This window comes from Sporosarcina sp. GW1-11, from assembly GCF_033088395.1.
Lineage (GTDB): Bacteria > Bacillota > Bacilli > Bacillales_A > Planococcaceae > Sporosarcina.
In genome coordinates this window covers 75,670-97,205 of sequence record NZ_JAPMIW010000004.1, presented here as the reverse complement: position 1 = coordinate 97,205, position 21,536 = coordinate 75,670, and the positions used below count along the sequence as shown (strand labels likewise).

The following is a 21,536-nucleotide window of genomic DNA, read 5'->3' as shown; positions in this document are numbered from 1 at the left end:
AACCAGATTACAATATACCTATTGTAATCTGGCTTTTTTATAGAAAAATTCTAATAATTCCACGATCTTCTGAAAACAATATACATTTCTGTAGGATAAAATGTATACTTAAATTAGAGAAGCACAAACAGTACTGACAACGATTACTTACCTTTTTTAAGGGTACAGATAAATGGAAGGAGTGAGCTGCGTGGACCATATAAAAACGTATTTTTCAAGGACCTATCCGCATGATGAAGGTGAATTAGTCATTGAAGGACCTGTTTCATCTGAACAGCTAGCTGCGTTTGATTTCCACGAAGGACTAAAAGCATTTCGTCCACCTAAACAACAACAAGAGGCATTAGTGAAAATCGCTTCATTTCCAGAAGGGCGAATTAATATCGCCAGAATCGGAAATTTAATTGTAGGATACGTAACATACCTTTATCCAGATCCATTGGAGCGTTGGTATGAAGCTGAATTGCCTAATTTAATAGAATTAGGAGCAATTGAAGTAGCTGCTCCTTACCGCGGTTCCCAGATAGGTAAATCCTTACTGAAATTATCGATGTTGGATGATGCGATGGAAGATTATATCATTATTACGACAGAGTATTACTGGCATTGGGACTTAAAAGGAACCGGCTTAACCGTTTGGGATTACCGTAAAGTGATGGAGAAAATGATGCGCGCAGGTGGCATGGAGTTTTTCTCAACAGACGACCCCGAAGTATGCTCCCATCCTGCAAATTGTTTAATGGCACGAATCGGAAAACGTGTAGATCAGGCTTCCGTTAAGCAGTTTGATCGCGTCCGATTCAAAAATCGTGTTAACCACTGAAAGTGAGGAATGATCATGCTCGTACAGGACATTATGAAATCAGATGTGATTACATTGAATTCCACGCACACAATTGCGGACGCTGTTCAATTGATGAAGCAGAAAAAAATTAGACATATACCAATTATTGAAAATGAACGTTTAATAGGATTAGTAACCGATCGTGATGTGAAAGAGGCTTCCCCTTCTAGTATTTCCGAGACATTAGAACCTTCACTATACGAAACAACGCTTGATAAAATCATGAAAACAGATTTGTTGATTGGTCACCCGAGAGATTTCGTTGAAGAAGCAGCTTTGCTATTTTATACCTATGAGATCGGCTGTTTACCTATCGTTTCTAATTATCAGCTCGTTGGTATTTTAACGAAAACAGATTTACTTTATAATTATATTGAGTTAACTGGCGCGAACCAGCCGAGCTCGCATATTCAAATCCGCGTTCCGAATCGTGCAGGTATTCTTTATGAAGTATCAAAAGTATTTAATAAACATAATACCAATGTACTAAGTGTCTTAGTGCATCCTTATCTGGATGATGAAGATAGTAAAGTTCTAGCCGTCCGAATCAAACGAATGAATCCCCTATCAATCATTGCAGATTTGAAAGCGGAAGGTTTTGACGTTCTTTGGCCTAGTGAACCGGAGATGGGCTTATGAAAAAAACAGCGAGTTTTATCTTTTCACCTGAGCAGTTAAATTATGAGTTTTCGGATACGCACCCTTTCAATCAAAAGCGAATTATGTTAACGATGGATTTGTTGAATGAGATACATTCCATTGATCCCGATGAAATCGTTGTGCCTAGAACCGCAACAGATGAAGAATTGCTCCTAGCGCATGATGAAAAATATATTGAAATTGTAAAAAAGGCAAGTACAGGTGTAATAAGCGAAAGTATCGGTAGCATTTATGGAATCGGTACAGAAGATACTCCCTTCTTCACCGGCATGCACGATGCAAGCGCGTTGCTCGTTGGCGGTACACTTTCCGCCATTGAAGAAGTAATGGAAGGCCGCTCGCGCTACGCATTGAATCTAGGTGGTGGCCTGCATCACGGTTTCCAAGGAAAAGCTTCAGGTTTTTGTATTTATAATGATAGTTCTGTTGCGATTAAATACTTACAACAGAAGTATGGCGCACGTGTACTTTATGTAGATACGGATGCGCACCATGGTGACGGTGTGCAATGGACGTTTTACGATGATCCAGACGTTTGTACATTTTCAATCCACGAAACCGGGCGCTACTTATTCCCCGGCACCGGCAACGTGACTGAACGCGGGAATGGCAAAGGTTATGGTACGTCATTCAACTTCCCTGTCGATGCATTTACAGAAGATGAATCATTCTTGCACATCTATCGCAACGCTTTACGAGAAGTAGCGGAATACTTCAAGCCTGATGTCATTTTGACACAAAACGGTGCCGATGCACATTACTTGGATCCACTAACACATCTATATAGCACGATGAAAATTTATGAGGAGATTCCAAAACTTGCAAAGGAAATTGCAGAGGAATTCTGCGATGGTCGTTGGATCGCCATTGGCGGTGGGGGTTATGATATTTGGCGCGTCGTACCGCGTGCATGGTCTCATCTATGGTTGACAATGAAATCTATCCCAACACCAACCGGCCGCTTACCAGAAGCCTGGCTGAAGAAATGGCAACCTGAATCTCCCGTCTCCCTCATCGAAACATGGCAAGATCCACCTAACTTGTACGAGCCCGTGCCACGAAAAAAAGACATCGAGGAAAAGAATGAACAAATGTTGTCAAGGGCACTACACGTAATTCGTAAGGGATAATCCATATATAAAAAAGCAACTTATCAAATGATAAGTTGCTTTTTTCATCTTACAGATTGGCGCTCTTCTAAATGATACGGTAAGACAACTTCTGTTTCTTCTACCTCTTCTTCACTCATAAGCTTAGTTAATAATCTCATCGACACAGCCCCTAGATCGTATAACGGGACAACAATTGCAGATAGTTGCGGGCGGACAATACGCGCGAGAATAGAGTGCTGGAAACAGATGATTTCTAAGTCTTCCGGAATACGAAGATCAACATCCCGTACACCATTCATAATTCCTACAGCAATTTCATCACTGCTCGCCATAACTGCTGTCGGTCGATCCGACAGTTTACCTAAAATGCCCCAACTCTCGTAAGCTTCATCATAGGTATTATCCGTCTCCACGATTAACTCTTCATCAACCGCAAGTCCAGCCTCTTCTAACGCACGAATATACCCTACTCGTTTACACACACGGTTTATATCGCGTGTGAAAGGACCTGAAACAAATGCGATTCGCTTATGACCATTGTCTATCAGCTTTTTTACTACGTCGTAAGCCGCTTGTTCATGGTCAATATTGACAGACGGTAAGTTTGTTTCAAAATCCAAAGTCCCTGCCAAGACGATTGGAACATTCGCTGTTTTCATTTCTGTTCGTACTTCTGGCGAAATAGAGTCACTCATGAAAATTAAACCATCCACTTGTTTGCCTAAATGATCTTCGAATAACTCTACTTCTCGTGAAGTACTCTTGTCTGAGTTAGAGATGATGATATTGTACTCGTACATTGTCGCAACGTCTGCGATCCCTCTGGAAAGTTCTGCATAATAGCTCTTTGACATATCCGGAACGATGACACCAATAGTCGTTGTCCGTTTACTAGCTAACCCTCGAGCAACGGCGTTCGGTCTATATCCTAAACGTTCGATACAGTCCAATACCTTTTTGCGAGTAGCAGGCTTAACATTCTGATTGCCATTCACTACCCTTGAAACCGTTGCCATAGATACGTTCGCTTCTCTTGCTACATCGTAAATGGTGATGGCCATATTTGTTCCTCCTATCCTTCTTCATTACTAGTATACCGTGTTTTCACGACATATAGGATTTTTTCTGTATTGAAAATATTTCTCTTTATGTAGAAAGCACCGATCCTCTAATTTAAAGGATCGGTGCTAGAATGTTAGATCGTTTGGTGCGTTTTCATGAAGTGTTTCATCTCTTCGTAGAATGTATCAAACTGCGGTATGTCCATTTGTTGTGCTGAATCCGATAATGCTACTGCTGGATCCGGATGAACTTCTGCCATAACGCCGTCCGCTCCTACTGCAATCGCAGCTTTCGCTGTTGGAAGCAACAAGTCCTTACGACCAGTAGAGTGAGTTACGTCTACAAATACCGGTAAGTGCGTTTCTTGCTTCAAGATTGGAACAGCAGAGATGTCTAACGTATTTCGTGTAGCTGGTTCGTACGTTCGAATACCGCGCTCACATAACATAATTTGCGTATTTCCTTTAGAAATAATATATTCAGCTGCGTTAACGAACTCAGAAATCGTAGCAGACATTCCACGCTTTAGAAGTACTGGTTTATCAACCATTCCTGCCTCTTTCAGCAATTCAAAGTTCTGCATATTACGAGCACCGATTTGGATTACGTCGATATACTCGAGCGCTTCTTCCAAGTGCGTAGGTGTAATGATTTCTGTGACAATAGAAAGGCCAGTTTCATCCGCAACACGTTTTAGAATTTTTAGTCCTTCAAGACCTAAGCCTTGGAAGTCATATGGAGATGTACGCGGCTTGTAAGCCCCTCCGCGGATCATCGTCAAACCTTTTGCTTTGATTGATTGCGCAACTGCCAATACTTGCTCGTAAGATTCTACTGCACAAGGTCCGAAAATGAAAGTTGGTTCTCCGCCCCCAATTTTCTGACCGTTTACGTCTACGATCGTATCCTCTGCTTTTTTTGTACGGGATACGAGCAATGCATTCTTTTGCTTGTCCTGTTGTATTTCAAGTGCAGACATAAAAATAGATTTGAAAACTTGTTCCAAGATACCGTCTGGTAAAGGACCGTTGTTAGCGTTCTTTAAGACATTCAACATCTCCCGTTCGCGGATTGGATCATATCTATTTACACCTTGCTTTTCTTTTACGTTACCAATTTCTTGAACAATACTTGTACGCTCATTGATCAATTTTAGAATATCAATATTCAATTCATCAATGCGTCCTCTTAACTCACCTAAGTCTTGCTGTCTCATCATTCTGTCTCCTCCCCGCACATATCATCCTTTTCTAACGCTGGAATCTATGGTACATTTTTATATACTAGAACAAGTATAATGACTTATCTTTGAAAAGTCACGCAATTTCACCGAATTAATACATTTTCACTATTTTCACATAGAATACAGTTTGAAAAGAGGTTGGACATTCTGGGGGAAAATTTATTTGCATTAGACATAGGAACACGCTCCGTTGTTGGAATTGTGCTCGAACAACAAGACGATTTATTTCATATTGTGGATCTAATTTCTAAAGAACATAAAGAACGTTCTATGATTGATGGACAAATACATAATGTTTTAAGCGTCGCATCTATTATTCAAGATATTAAACACCAACTAGAACAGCATCATGGGAAGCTAAAGCGTGTCAGTGTCGCTGCAGCAGGTCGTTCATTGAAGACTTCGGAAGGTACTGTCACTGTTGATATTTCAGAACAAACATTAATTTCTACCGAAGATATTAATCGCTTGGAACTATCAGCTGTTCAGAATGCTCAGCAAACTTTGCTATCATCGAATGAGTTGAAAGAGGATGATCACTATTACTGTGTTGGTTATTCCGTATTACATTACAAATTAAATGGTGAAAAGATTGGTAATTTGATTGATCAAACGGGAAATCAAGCGACGATTGAAGTCATTGCAACATTCTTGCCACGTGTAGTCGTAGAATCATTATTAGCTGCACTAAAACGGGCAGATTTAGAAATGGAAGCTTTAACACTTGAACCAATTGCTGCAATTAATGTACTCGTCCCTCCTTCCATGAGAAGATTGAATATCGCCTTAGTCGATATTGGAGCAGGTACATCTGATATTGCCATCGTCAAAGACAATACCGTAATTGCATATGGCATGGTACCTGTTGCAGGCGACGAAATTACCGAGACAGTAAGCAATCATTATCTGCTCGATTTCCCTTTAGCCGAACAAATGAAACGACAAATTTCTTCACAAGAACTATTAACGATTCAAGATATTTTAGGATTTGAGCAGCAAGTTCCCGCTGAAGAAGCAGTAGATGTGATTAGTCCAGCGGTTAAACGATTAGCAGCCTCCATTGCACAAGAGATTAAACGATTGAATAGTAACAGCTCTCCTCAAGCTGTGATGATTGTAGGTGGCGGTAGTTTGACTCCGACTTTATCTAAGGAATTGAGCACTGAATTAGAATTACCTGAGAACAGAGTAGCGATTCGTAGTTTAGATGCATTGACTGGCGTTACGCTTGCCGATAGCATCGAAGCGTCACCTGCGCTAGTTACACCGATCGGAATTGCGATTGCTGCTCATAGAGCTCCTATTCACTATATGTCACTCACAGTGGATGAGCAGACGATACGATTATTTGAATTAAAAGAAATGACAGTCGGAGATGCGCTACTTGCTGCAAACGTATCCGCTCGAAAATTATATGGTAAGCCTGGACTTGCATTGACAGTGAAAGTGAATGGTGAATGGATTACACTACTTGGTGAACATGGCTCATCCACGACCATTTTATTGAATGGACAAGAAGCAAGTACAAAAGATTTAATCCGCGACAAAGATGTGATTGAACTACAATTTGGTAAAGACGGGAAAGATGCAGTGGCTACGGTCGAGGATGTAATACAAGCCCCAGACACTATCCATTTCCAATTGGATGGAGTACCTATGACCATTACCAATGAAATCCTAGTAAACGGCCACAGAGCCTCTTTAGATACCTTTTTAGCTGACCGCGATGAATTGACAGTAGGAACTTCCAACACATTGGCGACAGCTATTAAACAATCGCAAATGCATGCGCCAGAACCACTTTCTGTAACACATAATGGATTGCAACGTCTACTGAATCCCCGTTCTATTGCCTATTTTGTTGGGGACAAAGAAGTACAGGAAGACTACATGATACAAGATGGAGATCATATAGTGACACAACAGCCTCCTGCAACTACTCTACAAGAGATTGCTGATGAACTAGACATCATCTTAGAAGTACGTGCAGATATCACATTCAATAATAAACCCGTCACTATTAAGAAACAACGTACCGCAGTTTTTGTAAATGGACAACTAGAAAATCCCGCTCATCAAGTTCATCCAACTGATCAAATAGAATTTACATCCGTTTCAAATGCACCTATCATCTTTAGTGATATCTTTGCATTTACAAACTTCTCTTTGCCTAGTAATTCCGCTTCAGCTTATCGTTTAGTGCGTAACGGAGAATCCATTCGTTTTAACGAACCAATATTCGGCGGAGATAGACTAGAAATCCGTTTTGAATAAATAGAACAATGAAAAAGACCTTCCATTTCGGAAGGCCTTTTCATTATTTTGAAGTTGCTTTAGCATCTTTCTTGCTAGCCGCCTCTACTACTTTAGCAGGATGATCTTCTTCCTTTGCTGTTGTTTCTTTTTCTTTAGAAAGCTCTCCTGATTGTTCATTATTTTCTTTTGTACTCTTATAATCAGTAGCCTCTTCCCCTTCAGACGATACCGTACCATCATCCATCGGGATATTTGTTTTTGATGTAGCTGATTTCACTTTATCGACTAATTGTCCTGATTGCTCTTGGATTGTTTGAGTAAACTCAGACGTTTTATCTTTCGCAGCAGCTGTGAATGCAGCTGTCTTTTCCTTTGCAGAATCTGTAAAATCTGCCGTTTTATCTTTTGCAGCACTTGATAGTTCTACAGCTTTTTCTTTTGCAGTACTAGATAATTCTACTGCCTTGTCTTTAGCTGTTGAGCTAAGTTCGATACTCTTATCTTTTAACTGCGATGCTTGTAATGTAAAATCTTCACGCATTTCACGACCCGTTTTCGGCGCTAGGAACAATGCTGTAGCCGCTCCGATAATTCCACCTACAATTGCACCTGCAATGAAACTACTTGCTCCACTATGATCCTCTTCATAAAGATCGTTAGTTGAACGATAGTTGTAATTAGCCGGGTATTGAGGCTGCCCGTAAGTATTTGCGTAGTTCCCTTGGTTTTCATTATAGTTCGGTTTGTTTTCTGTCATGTTTTCTTCCTCCTGTAAATTGAATGTTTTGTATGATACTTAGGAAATGCTAGTACTAGGAGCGCGCTTTATACACTGTCCAGCCACTGGACTTTTCAGGTTGACGTTCTTTCACTTGGTCGTAAAGACCAAGTGCTACAGTCCCCCATTGTAATACTTGCGCAATTTTATCACTGTTTTGTTCAGCTTGTGTAGTAACAGAGTTAGAGATTCGATGAACTGACTGATTTAAGTTATTCACTGAATCGCCTACTCCTTTTACCGCATCCACTACAGTGTTCAACTTTTCAGCCTTGTTTTGCAAGTCTTCTGCTAGTTGATTTGTTTTGTGAAGAAGTTGTGTACTTTCTGTAGTAACTCCTTCCAATTGCTTTGTTAAGTCATCTACCGTATGTGTGACGCTTTGTAAACTGGACTTTAACGACCCGAGCGTCATGGCAAGACTAATACAAAGGATAAGAAATGCTATCGCAGCTACGACTGCTGCGATGTAAAGTAAATTGACCACTGACGTTGTCCTCCTAGAGCATATTCTTACGAAAACTTTACCCCTCTTTTGGAGTGGCTAAACTTTTCGTTCTACTACTCCTGTTCGACATAACTAGGCGATTTCCTTTTAAAATTCCAATTGTTTCTTTTTTAAAAAGATAAAAGAATATGTAGAAAGTGATTATGTAAGGTTAATAGTTAGTTAATGATCCGGAATTAAGGCTTCAGAGGTAGACACATTCCTGAAGTTTCGACTAGAACATCGATCGTTAAAGTCGTCTCACCATGGGGTCTCCAGAACACATCCACCTGAAGCGCAGCAGAACGGCAACTTTTCCACACCTGCTCTTTTGTCTATAAGGAAAAAACAGCCTTCCCTCATAAGGGTTAGGCTGTTTCTTCGTTCGTGATAGTTGATTTAAATTGTTTTAAATATTGTTGGATATCTCCCGCGCCCATAAATAATAATACTGCGTTTTGATGACTCGCTAAATCAGACATATCATCCATTTTCAAATAGTGAGAATTGGGTACTTTGTCGATTAAATCGACTATAGTTAAATTCCCCGCTTGTTCTCTAGCGGAGCCAAAGATATCACAAAGGTAGACTTGATCAGCACCAGCAAGACTTTCTGCAAATTGATCTAAGAGAGCTGCCGTACGCGTGAATGTGTGTGGCTGGAATATAGCAATGACATCACGATCTGGGTATTTTTGACGCGCTGAATCCAATGTCGCGCGGATTTCAGTTGGGTGATGTGCATAATCATCAACAATCACTCTGCCTTCAAATTCCGATACAGAGAAACGTCTCTTCACGCCTGTAAAAGTAGCAAAGCGTTCATTCACACTTGTTGCTGGAACACCTTCATAATGACATAGCGCAATAACACCTAGCGCATTTTTTATCGCGTGATCGCCTGTCAACGGAATAGTGAAGCGATGATAGAATTCATTGCGGATAAACACATCAAACGAACAACCTACTCGATTTTTTTCAATATTTGTTGCGTAGAAATCATTGGACGGATCCAGTCCATAATAGACGATAGGTACTTTACTTTGTAGGCGCTGAAGGTTTTCATCATCACCGCAAGCAATCAATGCCTTCTTTACTTGGTTAGCCATTTGTCCAAAGGCATCTAAAATATCGTCTAGACTTGTAAAATAATCTGGATGGTCAAAATCAATATTCGTCATGATTGCATAGTCTGGATGGTATGCCAAAAAGTGACGCTTGTATTCACATGCTTCAAAAACAAAATATTCCGTGTCCTCTACACCTTTACCTGTACCATCACCAATTAAATAAGAGGTCGGTGCAAAGCCACTTAGCACATGCGAAAGCAAGCCTGTTGTAGAAGTCTTACCATGTGTACCTGTTACGCCGATAGATATGAATTTCTCCATGTAAGATCCTAGAAAATCATGATAGCGCGTAACTTCTAAACCTAATTCTTCCGCTCTTTTCAATTCAGGATGATCGTCTTTGAAAGCATTTCCTGCAATAATCTTCATGTCTGGCTGGATATTCTCTTCGTTAAATGGAAGAACTTTTATATTTCTTTCATGTAAAGGATCTTCTGTAAAAAAGTACTTCTCCACATCAGAACCTTGAATTGTATAGGAAGAATCGTGTAGCAGCTGGGCAAGAGAACTCATTCCTGATCCTTTTATGCCTGTAAAGTGAAACAATGTCATATTGAAACCTCCTGGGAATTCTTTCATCCCTCTTTTTCTCTTCAGTCGACGAAGACTACGTCAGAAAATGATATCTTGTCATAGTATAACATGTCTGCAAGGAATATATTAAGCGCAAACGAATGATTAGTTATTTCATAAAGTTCTCAAAAGTTTGCTCAGTTAAAAAGACATCTCTTGGTCGACTTCCTCGTTGTTCAGAAATAAACTGGTTTGCTTCCATACGGTCAATTAATTTGGCTGCACGATTATAGCCTATGCTAAATTGTCGCTGCAATGCGGAGGTCGACGCACTCCCCTGCTCGATGATAAAGCTACAAGCTTGCTCGAATAATGGATCAGTTTCCTCTTCTTGCACAGCTGCTGCCAGTAAATCGTCTTGACCAAACAAGTAATCCGGATCCGCTTCATTACGAGCATGTTCTATTATACGCTCGATTTCATCATCCGTGACAAATGTCCCTTGTAGACGTACCGGCGCAGATTGACCATTACCTAAATACAGCATGTCACCTTTACCAAGTAAACGATCAGCACCGACGGAATCCAAAATTGTTCTTGAGTCCACTTGGGAAGATACCGCGAATGCAATACGTGTAGGGATGTTCGCTTTAATCGTTCCTGTAATGACATCAACAGAAGGTCTTTGCGTCGCAATGATTAGGTGAATTCCACAAGCTCTCGCTTTCTGTGTAATTCGGCTAATTGAAACCTCTACGTCCGCTGGCGCCATCATCATCAAATCAGCCAATTCATCAATAACTACTAGTATATAAGGCATCTTTAAAGAGAATCGACGAGATTCCATGACCATTTCATTGTAACGTTCGATATTACGTACACCAGAATGTGCAAATAATTCATATCGACGTTCCATTTCTTGAACCGCCCATTTCAATGCAGCAGTCGCAGCTTTGACGTCTGTAATCACTGGGCTTAATAAATGTGGAATGCCATTGTAAGGAGCAAGTTCCACCATCTTCGGATCGATTAACAATAATTTTAAATCATGGTAAGAAGCTTTATATAACAAACTGATCAATATCGAATTGATACATACAGATTTACCAGAACCGGTGGCTCCCGCGATCATTCCGTGGGGCATTTTTCGCAAATCAATCGTTTGTGGCTCACCAGTTAAACTTAAGCCTAAAACTGCTTCAAGTGGTGATTCCGAATTTTTGAACGATGGACTATTAATCACTTCAGAAATTCGTACCGCTCTTGTTTGGCGATTTGGAATTTCAATACCAATCATACTCGTTCCTGGAATCGGTGCTTGAATTCGAATGTCTCGCGCCGCCAAAGCAAGTTTCAAATCGTCTGTCAAATTACGGATTTTACTTACTTTCACGCCTTGTTCAACAGTCAGTTCGAACATCGTAACTGCAGGTCCTTGTACAGCGTTTTCAACAGTTGCTTGAATAGCAAAGTGAGATAATGTTTCTTCTAATTTTGCAGACTGCGCTTCTAGCCATTCGGTATCTATCACTTCTTCTTCTGGAGGTGCTAGATAACTCATTAATGGAAAGCCATAGTGTGGAGGTGGTTCTTCTTCTGCAACCTCATTCTGCATGTCTTCTACAATGGCCGATTGAATAGTAGAAGCTTCAACTACTGATGGTTTTTCCTGTATAATTTCTGATTTAATAACTGTTTCTTCAACTACTGGCTTATTTTTCAAAGCTAGTTTCTCTTTATCTGATGAAAGCATCATAACGTTGAAAGGAACAATTTTCTCTTTCCTTTTCTGTTCAGTCTGCTCTTCAGTTACTTGTGCTGTCGTTGATTCTAGCTCTGGTTCTATTTGTTCATTGTCAACCACTTCCATATCTTCTACTTGTGGTTCTTGAGCAATTACTTCATCTGTTTCATCGTGTATCTCCAGTTCTGATTCTAGCTCTACTTCTTCCACAACATCTTCAACTATACCTTCAACTTCATCCACTGGGAGATCTTCTTCCCCTAGTTGTTCGAAAGTAGTTTGCTCCACTTGCGCTTCTTCTGTCGGTTCTTCAAAAGCAACCGCTAGGCTTTCATAGACACGATCTGCTTTCTCTGCAGATTCACGCTTCTCTGTGGAACTAGCAAAGAACGGCGCCTCTTCTACTTTCTTACTTGCATCTTCGTTGTTAGCTTGCTCTTGCTCTTCATTTAGTTCTTTCTTTAACTGTATCTCCTCAAGAGCCTCAGCGATTGGTGAATTCTTCTTATAGCCATACACAGGTGAAGGTACATGCGTTGGTGAAAATGGTCTTCTCATTTTTATCGGTCGTTCTTGTTTTACAGTCTCCATCTGTGGTTCTACTTCCTTACGAGAGTGTAATTCCCGTTGTGACTGTAATTCCATAATGGACTTAAGTTCTCTTTTTGGCTTTAGTTCACTTGTTGTCTTTAACTCTCTTTGCGGCTTCACTCTGCTATCCGAAAAAGATGGCAAGGGTAATGAAGTCTCATGTCTAGAGTCCGCTCGATAAATATTAGCTGCTTTTACATATCTACCTGGCCAGCGCTCGTTTTGCTGAAGCGGAACTATTTCATAGTCATCTTCTATACTGTTTGTTTCTTCCATTGAAGTTGGTTGTTCATCGTTTATAAGTTCATCCTGATTATTTTGTGGTTCCCAGCCGTAAATCTCATGGTCAGAAACAATCGGAAATTGAAAGTTTGGTGGGTTATTTTCTTCTTTACTGTTAGTGTTAGGTTTGTCAAATAGTTCATGTAATAGTTTATTGCCTTCTTCCAATTGCTGAAGACGTCTTTTCATATCTCGTAGCCAACTCAAATAAATCACTCTTTTCATGTCAATCATTCTATTTTAACAGGTTTGCTATGTGGAAATCAAACAGATCTATGTCGTTAGGGAATAAAAAGATAGTTACTCACCAATAGTATGTATAATATAAAAAGCTTTTGTTACGAGCTAGACGAAGCCTCGCACAAAAGCTACTAATTTTTATCCTTCGAAAGGCTCTCCAGCTATACGTTGTTCTTCTAGAACAAGAATACCTTTTGCGTCAGATGCATTTTCCAAATTCAGTTCTGTTGCTGAACAGATCATACCTGATGAAGCTACGCCACGTAATTCTGCATCACGAATGACCATACCAGAAGGCATAACAGCACCAACTTTTGCTACCACAACTTTTTGTCCCGCTTCTACATTCGCTGCGCCACAAACAATTTGCAATGTCTCACTGCCTACATCTACTTGACAAATGTTCAATTTATCAGCATTTGGATGCTTTTCTTTTTCTACTACAAAGCCAACAACGAATTTCGGACTGAAGTCTAAATCAAGCGCGATTTCTACTTCATTTTCCGCAAGCACTTTTTTCACTTGCTCTCCAAGTTCTTCCGTTAACTCGACTTGCCCTTCCGCCTCAATTGCGAAATAGCTTGATGCGTTAAATAAATTGAATGCTACTACATTTCCAGTCTTCTCATCTTTCAGCACTGCTACATCATTTTTTCTTTCACAAACAATTTCTGTAGGTCTTTCAGTAGTTAATTGAGCGAGTAATACGTCGCCCACACCTTGTACGTTATAAAATAGATTCATTTTTTCTTTTCCCTTCTAGCTAATCGATTTTTTGCCATAATAAATATAGGTTCTAGCTTGCCATCTTCATAAATAAATGACAGTGACGTAACTGGTACTGCACCCGTCGTGAAAAACTGCATTGCGATTTGCGCAATCACATCATACCCCGTATCATTGCGAATATCTCCAATAATCAAAACGTCTTGGTGCGGAACTGATACGACCATATGTCCTTCAATCTGTTGTTCCATTTCTTTCATAAATGGCTGATTCAATAACCTACTTGCATCGTAACCATCGTTATTATTGATAAAATAAAATATATTATCGGACACAACATCTTGTTTATAAGAAACCGGAAGTGACTTCACTTTGAACATCGCCATTTCCTGTATTTCTGTTGCGGTCATCCCTAGCTCCGCAAGCATAGCCATATCGATCAAACGATAAGTCGTTCCAAGATCTAGCGCATAGAAAATCCGTGTCTCCGCAGTATGATCTTTCGTTAAAAACGGTTGACCTGCCGCGCTTTCAGTAGGAAAAGACGTCGAGCGAATGACAGGATAAATCGTCTTTTCACCAGTAAAGCCTTGTGTTTGTTCTTGCTCCATTGCACGAAACGTCTCTTGAATCGTATACACTACTTCGTCTATGGCCAACTCTTTTTTCTGCATAAATTTCGAGACGATTTCCGGCAATGAAATTTCCATGCCTTTATGGAGCGTATGATGGACTATTCGTAGCTTGTCCGCTTTACGATCAAATTGCCATTCAAACTTCTCAGCAGGTAATCGCTTCTTCAGTTCTTCTACTACATCTTTTGCTTCCATTTATCTCTCCCCTTCCATTCTTGCTAACTGTCACCATTACTTATTGTCTTGCTGAACGGAACGAGCGATTTCCATCATCTTCTCCAAATATGGAGTGATGTTTTTTTCATCAGTCACTGTTGCAATCTTTGCACCGCCAACGCCAGCGATTAATTCTACTATGTTCTCACTTTTTTGAATAACTACGACAAAGCCGAACGCGTCATCTTTTGTGAACGTTTGTGAGCCGATTAGCTGTTCAGGTTCATCGGACAGTAGTTCATCATAATAAACACGACTATTCTTCTTCTCGTTCGGATTGATTGTTAAATAAAACGAATCACTTTTCTTCGTTAATACAATCGTTTGTGAAGTCGATTCCTTGTCCACTCTCATCGTAGGCGGCTTATAAAAAGAGATGTCACCTACTGTATTGTTTGTGCTTTTGGCATTCGATTCAAATACTTTTTTCGCCGCTACGAAAGCATCGTCTGTGCGAAATTCGACTTTTGTATTACAGCCAACAAGCACGACAGCTAGCAACATTAGCAAGAAAACCTTTCCTTTTCGGTACATATAGGTTCCCCCTTCTCTACTCCGTACAATTTTCTATCAGTCCTATTCTAATCGCACAACGCCGCTATTGCAATCGTCAACTGCGGTACATCGCATGATAGCGCAATTGTCCAATCAATAGTTGCATAATATGCTCAAATAACACGTCTCTAGGAACTAATTGAGCCGTTAGCATACCTATCGCCCCTTCAGAGAGACGAATGTTTTGTTTCTTGAAATATTGATCGACAGCATCGCCTAGTTCCTTACCGCTACGAATCTCATCTGCTAACTGTTCTGGTAGCGGAATTTGTGCTCCTGCTGCTGTAAAAACCTGACCTTCCGGTGTAGCAAGTGCGCCCCAATTACATAAATACATCGTTCCTTCAATCATCCGGACGCCACCTTCAAGTCCGATACCATATGTATGTTGCAAGGCGCTAGCTGCAACTGCACGGTTGATCGCACCCTGTCTCGTTTCTTCATCATTTAACGGCTGAGCATTGACACCCGAGGCAACAGCTGCTGAAGAAACTGTACTATTTCCCATATAGCGGTCAATCGTTCGAACAACTGCACGAAGTTTTGCCTGATTTTCTGAGCCAAGTACAAATTCCATTCAGCATCCTCTTTTCTTCCATGTTAGTTAACTCGTTTGTTTTATCGTTTCAACTGTTGTTTTATCGCATGCTTTTACTAAATGAACAATTAGTTCTTTCGCTGCTGCATAATCATCCGTATGAATAATCGATGCTGCTGTATGGATATAACGAGAACAAATCCCAATGACTGCACTCGGTACACCTTCATTCGCTACATGCACTTGGCCAGCATCCGTGCCTCCTTGAGAGACAAAGTATTGGTACGGCACTTTATGCGTCTCTGCCATATCGAGAATGAATTCTCGCATGCCGCGATGAGTGACCATCGAACGGTCCATGATGCGAAGCAATGTGCCTTGCCCTAACTGACCAAACTCTTGTTTATTGCCACTAGCATCATTTGCAGGGCTAGCATCCAAAGCGAAGAACAGATCTGGATCAATCATTCTTGCGGCCGTTTGTGCACCACGCAGGCCAACTTCTTCCATAACCGTTGCACCTGAATACAATGTATTCGGAAGCGTGTCGTTTTTCACTTCTTGTAATAGTTCGATTGCTAAGCCGCAACCATAGCGATTATCCCACGCCTTCGCCATTATCTTTTTTGGATTCGCCATTGGGGTAAATGGACAGATCGGTAAAATCTGCTGTCCAGGACAGATTCCAAAGCTTTCGGCATCTGCTTTATCATCCGCCCCTACATCGATAAGCATGTTTTTAATGTCCATTGGTTTCGCGCGTTCCGCATCACTTAATAAATGAGGAGGGATAGAACCAATTACACCCGGTATCGTTTCTTTTTCTGTAATGATCTGTACGCGCTGGGCTAGCAACACTTGATTCCACCAACCACCTAAAGGTTGAAAGCGTAGCATGCCGTTATCCGTAATAGCCGTCACCATAAATCCAACTTCATCCATATGACCGGCAACCATGATTTTCGGTTGATCTTCCTCACCGTGTCGTACACCGAACACCCCACCCAGTCCGTCTTGTATGATTTCATCAGAGTTCTGCGCTAGTTGTTCACGCATAAAAGCCCGGACGCGATATTCATTTCCAGGTGCTCCCGGTAGTTCAGTCAACGTGCGAAATAATTCCAATGTTTCTTTCTTCATAGAAATCCCTCACTTTTTATACTGTCTTCTTATATTATATCGAGATGCCAAACAGATGAAAACTAATTACCCCCGAACTACATAGCTGCAATCCCAGTGTACCTCAGAACTTCGAGTTACAGACATTTAGGAATACATATGAATCGCCATGCTCTTTTAATCTATGGTACACTATAAGAAATGATTTGCGAAGGAGCTGCAATTAACTATGAGATTAAAAGAATTTTTAGCTGGAATTTTAACCGGGGTTGCTGCAGGAGTAGTAGTGAATGAAGTATTTAACAGATTAAATGAAGAAGTACCTGCGGATCACGTATTGAAAAAAGTAAAGGACGCTTTTAAAGAAGAAGGTCCAATTGATGGTTCATGGATTGTGATGAAGCCAGAACCTTACACAAACCATGTAATTTCTATGGACGTCTACCGCGGAGGCGTATCTCGTATGAAAGATGGCAAGTTAGAGCAATACGAATTTGCTGCTGATTCAAAAACAGGTACGGTCGTAGAGTTAATTCGCCAATAGTATAAATATCCAGTAAGCCACGTCAGCTAAAGACGTGGCTTTTTTGATTATTCACACGAGAAAAGAAACAAAGGTAGCCATAGTGAGCGGTCTCTGATTCACAGCAAAGATGCGCTCCAACCGCATAATTAAAAGGACACCCCAGCTAAGAAGTGTCCAACGTTTTTTTATCTTGTTCGCTCTAAGCTGTCTACGATTTCCTTGCCATCTTCACTAAACTTCGCCATGCGGTACACTGCATCATGATAGAAGATAAAGCCGTAGTTGTTTGGTAACGCTTCTTTCATAATGCGCTCTTTTGCAAAAATAGAGTCCATTGGGTAGTCGTCGTATGCAAGTACCCAAAGCGGATTCGTGTGGGCATGTGTTGGCATAATATCCGCCATATGAATCAATGTCTCGCCTTCTTGATCTAATGTAATGATGCAATGACCGTCACTATGACCGCCTGTATGGATCATTTTCACGCCAGGCATGATTTCAAGTTCATCTTCGAACGTTTTGACCTGCTCTTGAATAGGCTCCCAGTTCTCTGCCCAGTATGTGTTGCGTGAGCGGATATTCGGCTCTCTCATTTCATCCCATTCTACTTTGGATGTGTAAATCGTAGCATTAGGGAATACAGAAACTAGTTGATCATCTTCCCACTGCGTCAAGCCTGCCGCATGATCGTTATGTAAATGGGTCATTAAAACGATATCTATATCTTTTGGAGTTAAGCCTAGTTCTTCCAAACTCTCTTCTACACGTGTTTCTGCACGAACACCCAAGTTACGTTTCTTTTTCTCATCCAATTTACCTTTACCAATTCCTGAATCAATCAATAAATTCTTGTCTTGATATTGAATAAGAATCGGGTCAGTTCGGAGCTCAATCAAGTTGTTTTCATCTGCTTCATATCGTCTTGACCATAAAGCTTTCGGAACAACACCGAACATCGCGCCTCCATCCAAATAGTTCACGCCACCGTCAAGCCATGTTAATTTCATTCCATGAAAAGTTAATTGGTCCAAAGTAATTCCTCCCTATATTCCTAGTTTCTCATGTTCCTACACATCATAAATAATAGTTTTAGATAAATTAAGCACATAAACGAATAGTAGTCATGTTACAAAAAGTAAGTATACACATAAACTGTTAACGCTTACAATCATTTGACTTGTAGACGTGTCCTGAGTTTTACCTAAAGACACGTCTACTAAAATTCTCATTGGTAGGAAAATACTTACTTCGCTTGATACTGCGCCTCAAGTCGATAAATTGGTTGTCCTTTGCTTGAGAACTTTTCTTCATACTCTGTTAACACATTATCTTCTGGCATATTCGCATGTAAGTCTAACGAAACCGACAATAATTTCATGCCATAATTAGTCAATGATATAAGTGAATATTCGAAAAGTGATCGATTATCTGTCTTAAAATGAATTTCTCCGCCCGGCTTCAAAATACCTTCATACTTTTTTAAAAATCTTGCATGTGTCAGCCGACGTTTTTCATGACGCGATTTGGGCCATGGATCAGAGAAGTTCAAATAGACTCGTTCAATCTCTTCTTCCGCAAAAACCGACTCCAAATTTTCACCGTTAAAACGTAACAGTCGAAGATTAGCTGGCTTTTCCGATTCAATTGCTTTCTCTAAAGCAGAGACTATAACATTATCGAAATGTTCGATACCAATGTAGTTAACGGACGGGTTAGCAAGCGCCATCCCAATGACAAATTGACCTTTACCTGTTCCTACTTCAATATGGATCGGTGCATCATTTCCAAATTCTTTTGCCCATAGACCTTTTTTATCTTCTGGATTCACTATTAACATGTCAGGATGTTCTGCCATGAAATCCTTTGCCCATGGTTTGTTTCGTAAACGCATATTAGTACACTCTCTCTTTATCTTTAAATTATTTTATTCGTCTACAGACTCTTCCGCATCAAATAATCGACTCATTGCGGTTGTTTGTGTATGGTCTAAAATAGCTTGTGCTGCCTTAAATTGCGTATGTTTCATCGGACTTGGATTACCGCTAAGTTTTTCCAACCAGTCATTATAATTTTTTTTGTCAATCGTTGTAATCTCATATGGTGTACCCGGATAATCAATATAGCCATTTCTCGAAATGATTAATTTCTTAATTGGCATATCTACTTTTGCCGCTTTGAAAAAGGAATTAACGACTTTCTCCATCCGACTCAGTGCAATCGTTGGATTTAGTACCTTCACTTCGGATTCTATCGCCACTTCCGATATAAGCCGCCATCCGTTCATCTTCAAGAACCGTAATGCAGTAGCACATAGTTGGAGCAAGAAGAACAATATCTAATTCAACAGGCGCTTTATTCACTTTGACAATTGGATAATAAAACAGCAAAAAACTATCTGGTAAACGAAGTGTGAACTGTTTTAATAGCGTGTCAGTGAAGAACTTTGCATCGACGCGTGATCGGTCATATAACGTTGAACTCGCCCACTTTAATTGAAACTGAAATAATTGATCGGTATACGCTTTTTTCAGTTGTTCTACACTTGCATGTCTTCCAGTAAGTGACGCCTCAAAACCTAAATCATCTTCTAGTTCTTCCCCATCATCAATTGATAATTCCTCATCGTCTTGTTGCCTAGATTTACGCCATTTAGTAAATAACATGGAAAACCACTTACTATTTCCTTTTGGATTCTCTGGCTCCATTGTCGTTTGCTCCGCATACAGGTCAAAACCATGCTCCCACTGGTTTTTTACACGCTTCCATTGATAACGTTTCAAACGGATGAATTGTGTAGGGTATCGTGTTAAGTCGTTCTCATAACGAGAGATGTAATCGACTAACTTAACTAGCTGTGCCATTTGATTCTCTTTCCTTAGCATTACCAGCCGAAACCAACATAGGAATCTGCCCATCAAATGCACTTTGCAACTTTCGAGTTAGCGGACCTGGCACACCTTCTCCTATCTGTTTTCCATCAATTGTTATGACAGGAGTAATTTCGGCATTAGTAGAGGTGAAGAAAAACTCATCCATAGCTAGTGCTTCAGCCAACGTAAATTCTTTTTCCACTACTGGAATAGCTAAATCTTTAGCTATTTGCAAAACGACACGACGCGTAATGCCATTTAAAATAAAATTATTCGCGGGATGTGTATGTAGTATACCGTCCTTAATGCCAAATACATTGGAAGCGGAGCCTTCACGAACCAACCCATCACGTACAAATAAGGCTTCTTGACAAGAATGTTCTATCGCTTCTTGTTTCGCTAATACATTACCTAATAAATTCAAGCTTTTAATATCACAGCGAAGCCAACGCATATCCTCTACAGACTTCATCGCTGTACCCATTTTTAGATGTTCAACAGGACGTGGGTTAACTACTGTATAGCCAATTATCACCGGTGGTATATCACTCTCAGGAAATTGATGGGCGCGCGGTGCTACACCACGTGTCACTTGTAGATATATATGACCGACTGACAACTGGTTTTCTGTCAATAATTTTTGCGCAATGTTTGTCAGCTGCTCAATCGTATAAGGTAAAGGCATACGAATCTTCTCTGCACTTTCAATTAAACGCTCTAAATGTTCTTGCGCCGTATAAAGTACACCATCATACACTTTTATCACTTCATAAACACCATCGCCAAATGCATAGCCGCGGTCGTTCACAGATAGATTCATCTGTTGTTCTTCTAGAAATTCTCCATTTTTAAAATAGATCATATATCTGTCACCTCTTCTGATACGAAACATCTAGCAATTTGTACTGCTAGTTTCCTCTATTTCTATTTTCACATGTTTATACAATAAAATAAAGCAAAACTATTTTTTTAGCAGATAGTGAAGAATAAAGCGAAAATATGTGCTCTTTATCAAAAAATAAGTTATACTACTATTGTCAGAACAATTAACTCACTATTCTGGCATAACTTATTTAAAAGGAGCGGATTAGGAAAGGTAATTTCAGAGAATACCCCAGCAGTCTTCTTTTGCAATGTTGGTGTCAAAATATGAAGATGAAGGAGTGGTTTCTTCGATGAACCCAGCTACCGATCGCATGTTAATTCGTATCAAAGATGTCTATCTATTCATTCGAGATAACGGCAAAGTGACGACAGAGGACGTGGCGGAGGAATTTAACATTTCTTCACGAACGGCTCAGCGTGATCTTAACGTCTTAGAGTACAATGAATTGATTAAGAACTCAGTCCGTGGCGAATGGATAACGACTTCCAAGAAAGTGAAATTACCTTCCTGATCATGCTTCTTA

At 40.2% G+C, this 21,536-nt stretch carries 22 protein-coding genes; 6 read left to right on the top strand and 16 right to left on the bottom strand.

Annotation, left to right across the window (positions count from 1 at the left end; translation table 11 throughout):
• Nucleotides 1-190: 190 nt before the first annotated feature.
• Genes ORD22_RS04510 through ORD22_RS04500 form a run of 3 tightly spaced genes read left to right on the top strand, consistent with a single transcriptional unit; the run spans nucleotide 191 to nucleotide 2,634 of the window.
• On the top strand, nucleotides 191-823 hold the full coding sequence (locus ORD22_RS04510) for a GNAT family N-acetyltransferase (protein ID WP_317644695.1): 633 nt from the start codon (nucleotides 191-193) through the stop codon (nucleotides 821-823).
• Nucleotides 824-838: 15 nt separating this feature from the next.
• Nucleotides 839-1,483 (top strand): acetoin utilization AcuB family protein, encoded by a 645-nt coding sequence (locus ORD22_RS04505; RefSeq protein ID WP_317644757.1) that lies wholly within the window; start codon nucleotides 839-841, stop codon nucleotides 1,481-1,483.
• On the top strand, nucleotides 1,480-2,634 hold the full coding sequence (locus ORD22_RS04500) for an acetoin utilization protein AcuC (RefSeq protein WP_317644694.1): 1,155 nt from the start codon (nucleotides 1,480-1,482) through the stop codon (nucleotides 2,632-2,634). The genes ORD22_RS04505 and ORD22_RS04500 overlap by 4 nt, the downstream gene beginning before the upstream one ends.
• A gap of 44 nt (nucleotides 2,635-2,678) precedes the next feature.
• Here the strand turns inward: ORD22_RS04500 and ccpA are convergent, their stop codons facing one another.
• Together ccpA and ORD22_RS04490 are read right to left on the bottom strand one after the other, a co-directional pair.
• On the bottom strand, nucleotides 2,679-3,677 hold the full coding sequence (gene ccpA, locus ORD22_RS04495; protein WP_317644693.1) for a catabolite control protein A: 999 nt from the start codon (nucleotides 3,675-3,677) through the stop codon (nucleotides 2,679-2,681).
• A 134-nt stretch (nucleotides 3,678-3,811) separates the two neighbouring features.
• Entirely contained in the window at nucleotides 3,812-4,894 is a 1,083-nt protein-coding gene (locus tag ORD22_RS04490) for a bifunctional 3-deoxy-7-phosphoheptulonate synthase/chorismate mutase (protein WP_317644692.1), read from the bottom strand.
• Nucleotides 4,895-5,068: 174 nt separating this feature from the next.
• On the opposite strand from ORD22_RS04490, the gene ORD22_RS04485 reads away from it, so the two are divergent.
• Entirely contained in the window at nucleotides 5,069-7,195 is a 2,127-nt protein-coding gene (locus tag ORD22_RS04485) for a cell division protein FtsA (protein ID WP_411567616.1), read from the top strand.
• A gap of 43 nt (nucleotides 7,196-7,238) precedes the next feature.
• On the opposite strand, the gene ORD22_RS04480 is transcribed toward ORD22_RS04485, so the two are convergent.
• The 9 genes from ORD22_RS04480 to ORD22_RS04440 all read right to left on the bottom strand — a co-directional run bounded on the left by ORD22_RS04480 (nucleotide 7,239) and on the right by ORD22_RS04440 (nucleotide 16,752).
• Complete coding sequence (locus tag ORD22_RS04480; protein ID WP_317644690.1) at nucleotides 7,239-7,934, bottom strand: YtxH domain-containing protein; 696 nt, start codon at nucleotides 7,932-7,934, stop codon at nucleotides 7,239-7,241.
• Nucleotides 7,935-7,989: 55 nt separating this feature from the next.
• On the bottom strand, nucleotides 7,990-8,442 hold the full coding sequence (locus tag ORD22_RS04475; RefSeq protein ID WP_317644689.1) for a DUF948 domain-containing protein: 453 nt from the start codon (nucleotides 8,440-8,442) through the stop codon (nucleotides 7,990-7,992).
• A gap of 368 nt (nucleotides 8,443-8,810) precedes the next feature.
• Nucleotides 8,811-10,124: a UDP-N-acetylmuramate--L-alanine ligase gene (gene murC / locus ORD22_RS04470; RefSeq protein ID WP_317644688.1), complete on the bottom strand. Its 1,314-nt coding sequence runs from the start codon at nucleotides 10,122-10,124 to the stop codon at nucleotides 8,811-8,813.
• Between the two features lie 130 nt (nucleotides 10,125-10,254).
• Complete coding sequence (locus ORD22_RS04465) at nucleotides 10,255-12,909, bottom strand: DNA translocase FtsK (protein ID WP_317644687.1); 2,655 nt, start codon at nucleotides 12,907-12,909, stop codon at nucleotides 10,255-10,257.
• 171 nt (nucleotides 12,910-13,080) lie between these two features.
• Entirely contained in the window at nucleotides 13,081-13,686 is a 606-nt protein-coding gene (ytpR, locus tag ORD22_RS04460; RefSeq protein WP_317644686.1) for a YtpR family tRNA-binding protein, read from the bottom strand.
• On the bottom strand, nucleotides 13,683-14,498 hold the full coding sequence (locus tag ORD22_RS04455) for a DUF1444 family protein (RefSeq protein WP_317644685.1): 816 nt from the start codon (nucleotides 14,496-14,498) through the stop codon (nucleotides 13,683-13,685). The genes ytpR and ORD22_RS04455 overlap by 4 nt, the downstream gene beginning before the upstream one ends.
• 36 nt (nucleotides 14,499-14,534) lie before the next feature.
• Nucleotides 14,535-15,053: a hypothetical protein gene (locus ORD22_RS04450; RefSeq protein ID WP_317644684.1), complete on the bottom strand. Its 519-nt coding sequence runs from the start codon at nucleotides 15,051-15,053 to the stop codon at nucleotides 14,535-14,537.
• Nucleotides 15,054-15,129: 76 nt separating this feature from the next.
• A complete protein-coding gene (locus ORD22_RS04445; RefSeq protein ID WP_317644683.1) occupies nucleotides 15,130-15,651 on the bottom strand; it encodes a DUF84 family protein in 522 nt (173 codons plus the stop codon).
• Between the two features lie 27 nt (nucleotides 15,652-15,678).
• Nucleotides 15,679-16,752: a M42 family metallopeptidase gene (locus ORD22_RS04440; RefSeq protein ID WP_317644682.1), complete on the bottom strand. Its 1,074-nt coding sequence runs from the start codon at nucleotides 16,750-16,752 to the stop codon at nucleotides 15,679-15,681.
• A gap of 208 nt (nucleotides 16,753-16,960) precedes the next feature.
• Between ORD22_RS04440 and ORD22_RS04435 the strand changes: the two genes are divergently transcribed.
• Entirely contained in the window at nucleotides 16,961-17,275 is a 315-nt protein-coding gene (locus tag ORD22_RS04435) for a hypothetical protein (RefSeq protein ID WP_317644681.1), read from the top strand.
• 167 nt (nucleotides 17,276-17,442) lie between these two features.
• Here the strand turns inward: ORD22_RS04435 and ORD22_RS04430 are convergent, their stop codons facing one another.
• The 5 genes from ORD22_RS04430 to dat form a co-directional block, all read right to left on the bottom strand.
• A complete protein-coding gene (locus ORD22_RS04430; protein WP_317644680.1) occupies nucleotides 17,443-18,288 on the bottom strand; it encodes a YtnP family quorum-quenching lactonase in 846 nt (281 codons plus the stop codon).
• A gap of 212 nt (nucleotides 18,289-18,500) precedes the next feature.
• Nucleotides 18,501-19,148, bottom strand: coding sequence for a tRNA (guanosine(46)-N7)-methyltransferase TrmB (gene trmB, locus ORD22_RS04425; RefSeq protein ID WP_317644679.1), 648 nt, complete (start codon nucleotides 19,146-19,148; stop codon nucleotides 18,501-18,503).
• 33 nt (nucleotides 19,149-19,181) lie between these two features.
• Entirely contained in the window at nucleotides 19,182-19,460 is a 279-nt protein-coding gene (locus tag ORD22_RS04420) for a hypothetical protein (RefSeq protein ID WP_317644678.1), read from the bottom strand.
• On the bottom strand, nucleotides 19,444-20,118 hold the full coding sequence (locus tag ORD22_RS04415; protein WP_317644677.1) for a hypothetical protein: 675 nt from the start codon (nucleotides 20,116-20,118) through the stop codon (nucleotides 19,444-19,446). Before ORD22_RS04415 ends, ORD22_RS04420 begins: the two co-directional genes overlap by 17 nt.
• A complete protein-coding gene (gene dat / locus ORD22_RS04410; RefSeq protein ID WP_317644676.1) occupies nucleotides 20,102-20,989 on the bottom strand; it encodes a D-amino-acid transaminase in 888 nt (295 codons plus the stop codon). Before dat ends, ORD22_RS04415 begins: the two co-directional genes overlap by 17 nt.
• 313 nt (nucleotides 20,990-21,302) lie before the next feature.
• Between dat and ORD22_RS04405 the strand changes: the two genes are divergently transcribed.
• Entirely contained in the window at nucleotides 21,303-21,524 is a 222-nt protein-coding gene (locus tag ORD22_RS04405) for a DeoR family transcriptional regulator (RefSeq protein ID WP_317644755.1), read from the top strand.
• The last annotated feature ends 12 nt before the right edge of the window (nucleotides 21,525-21,536 follow it).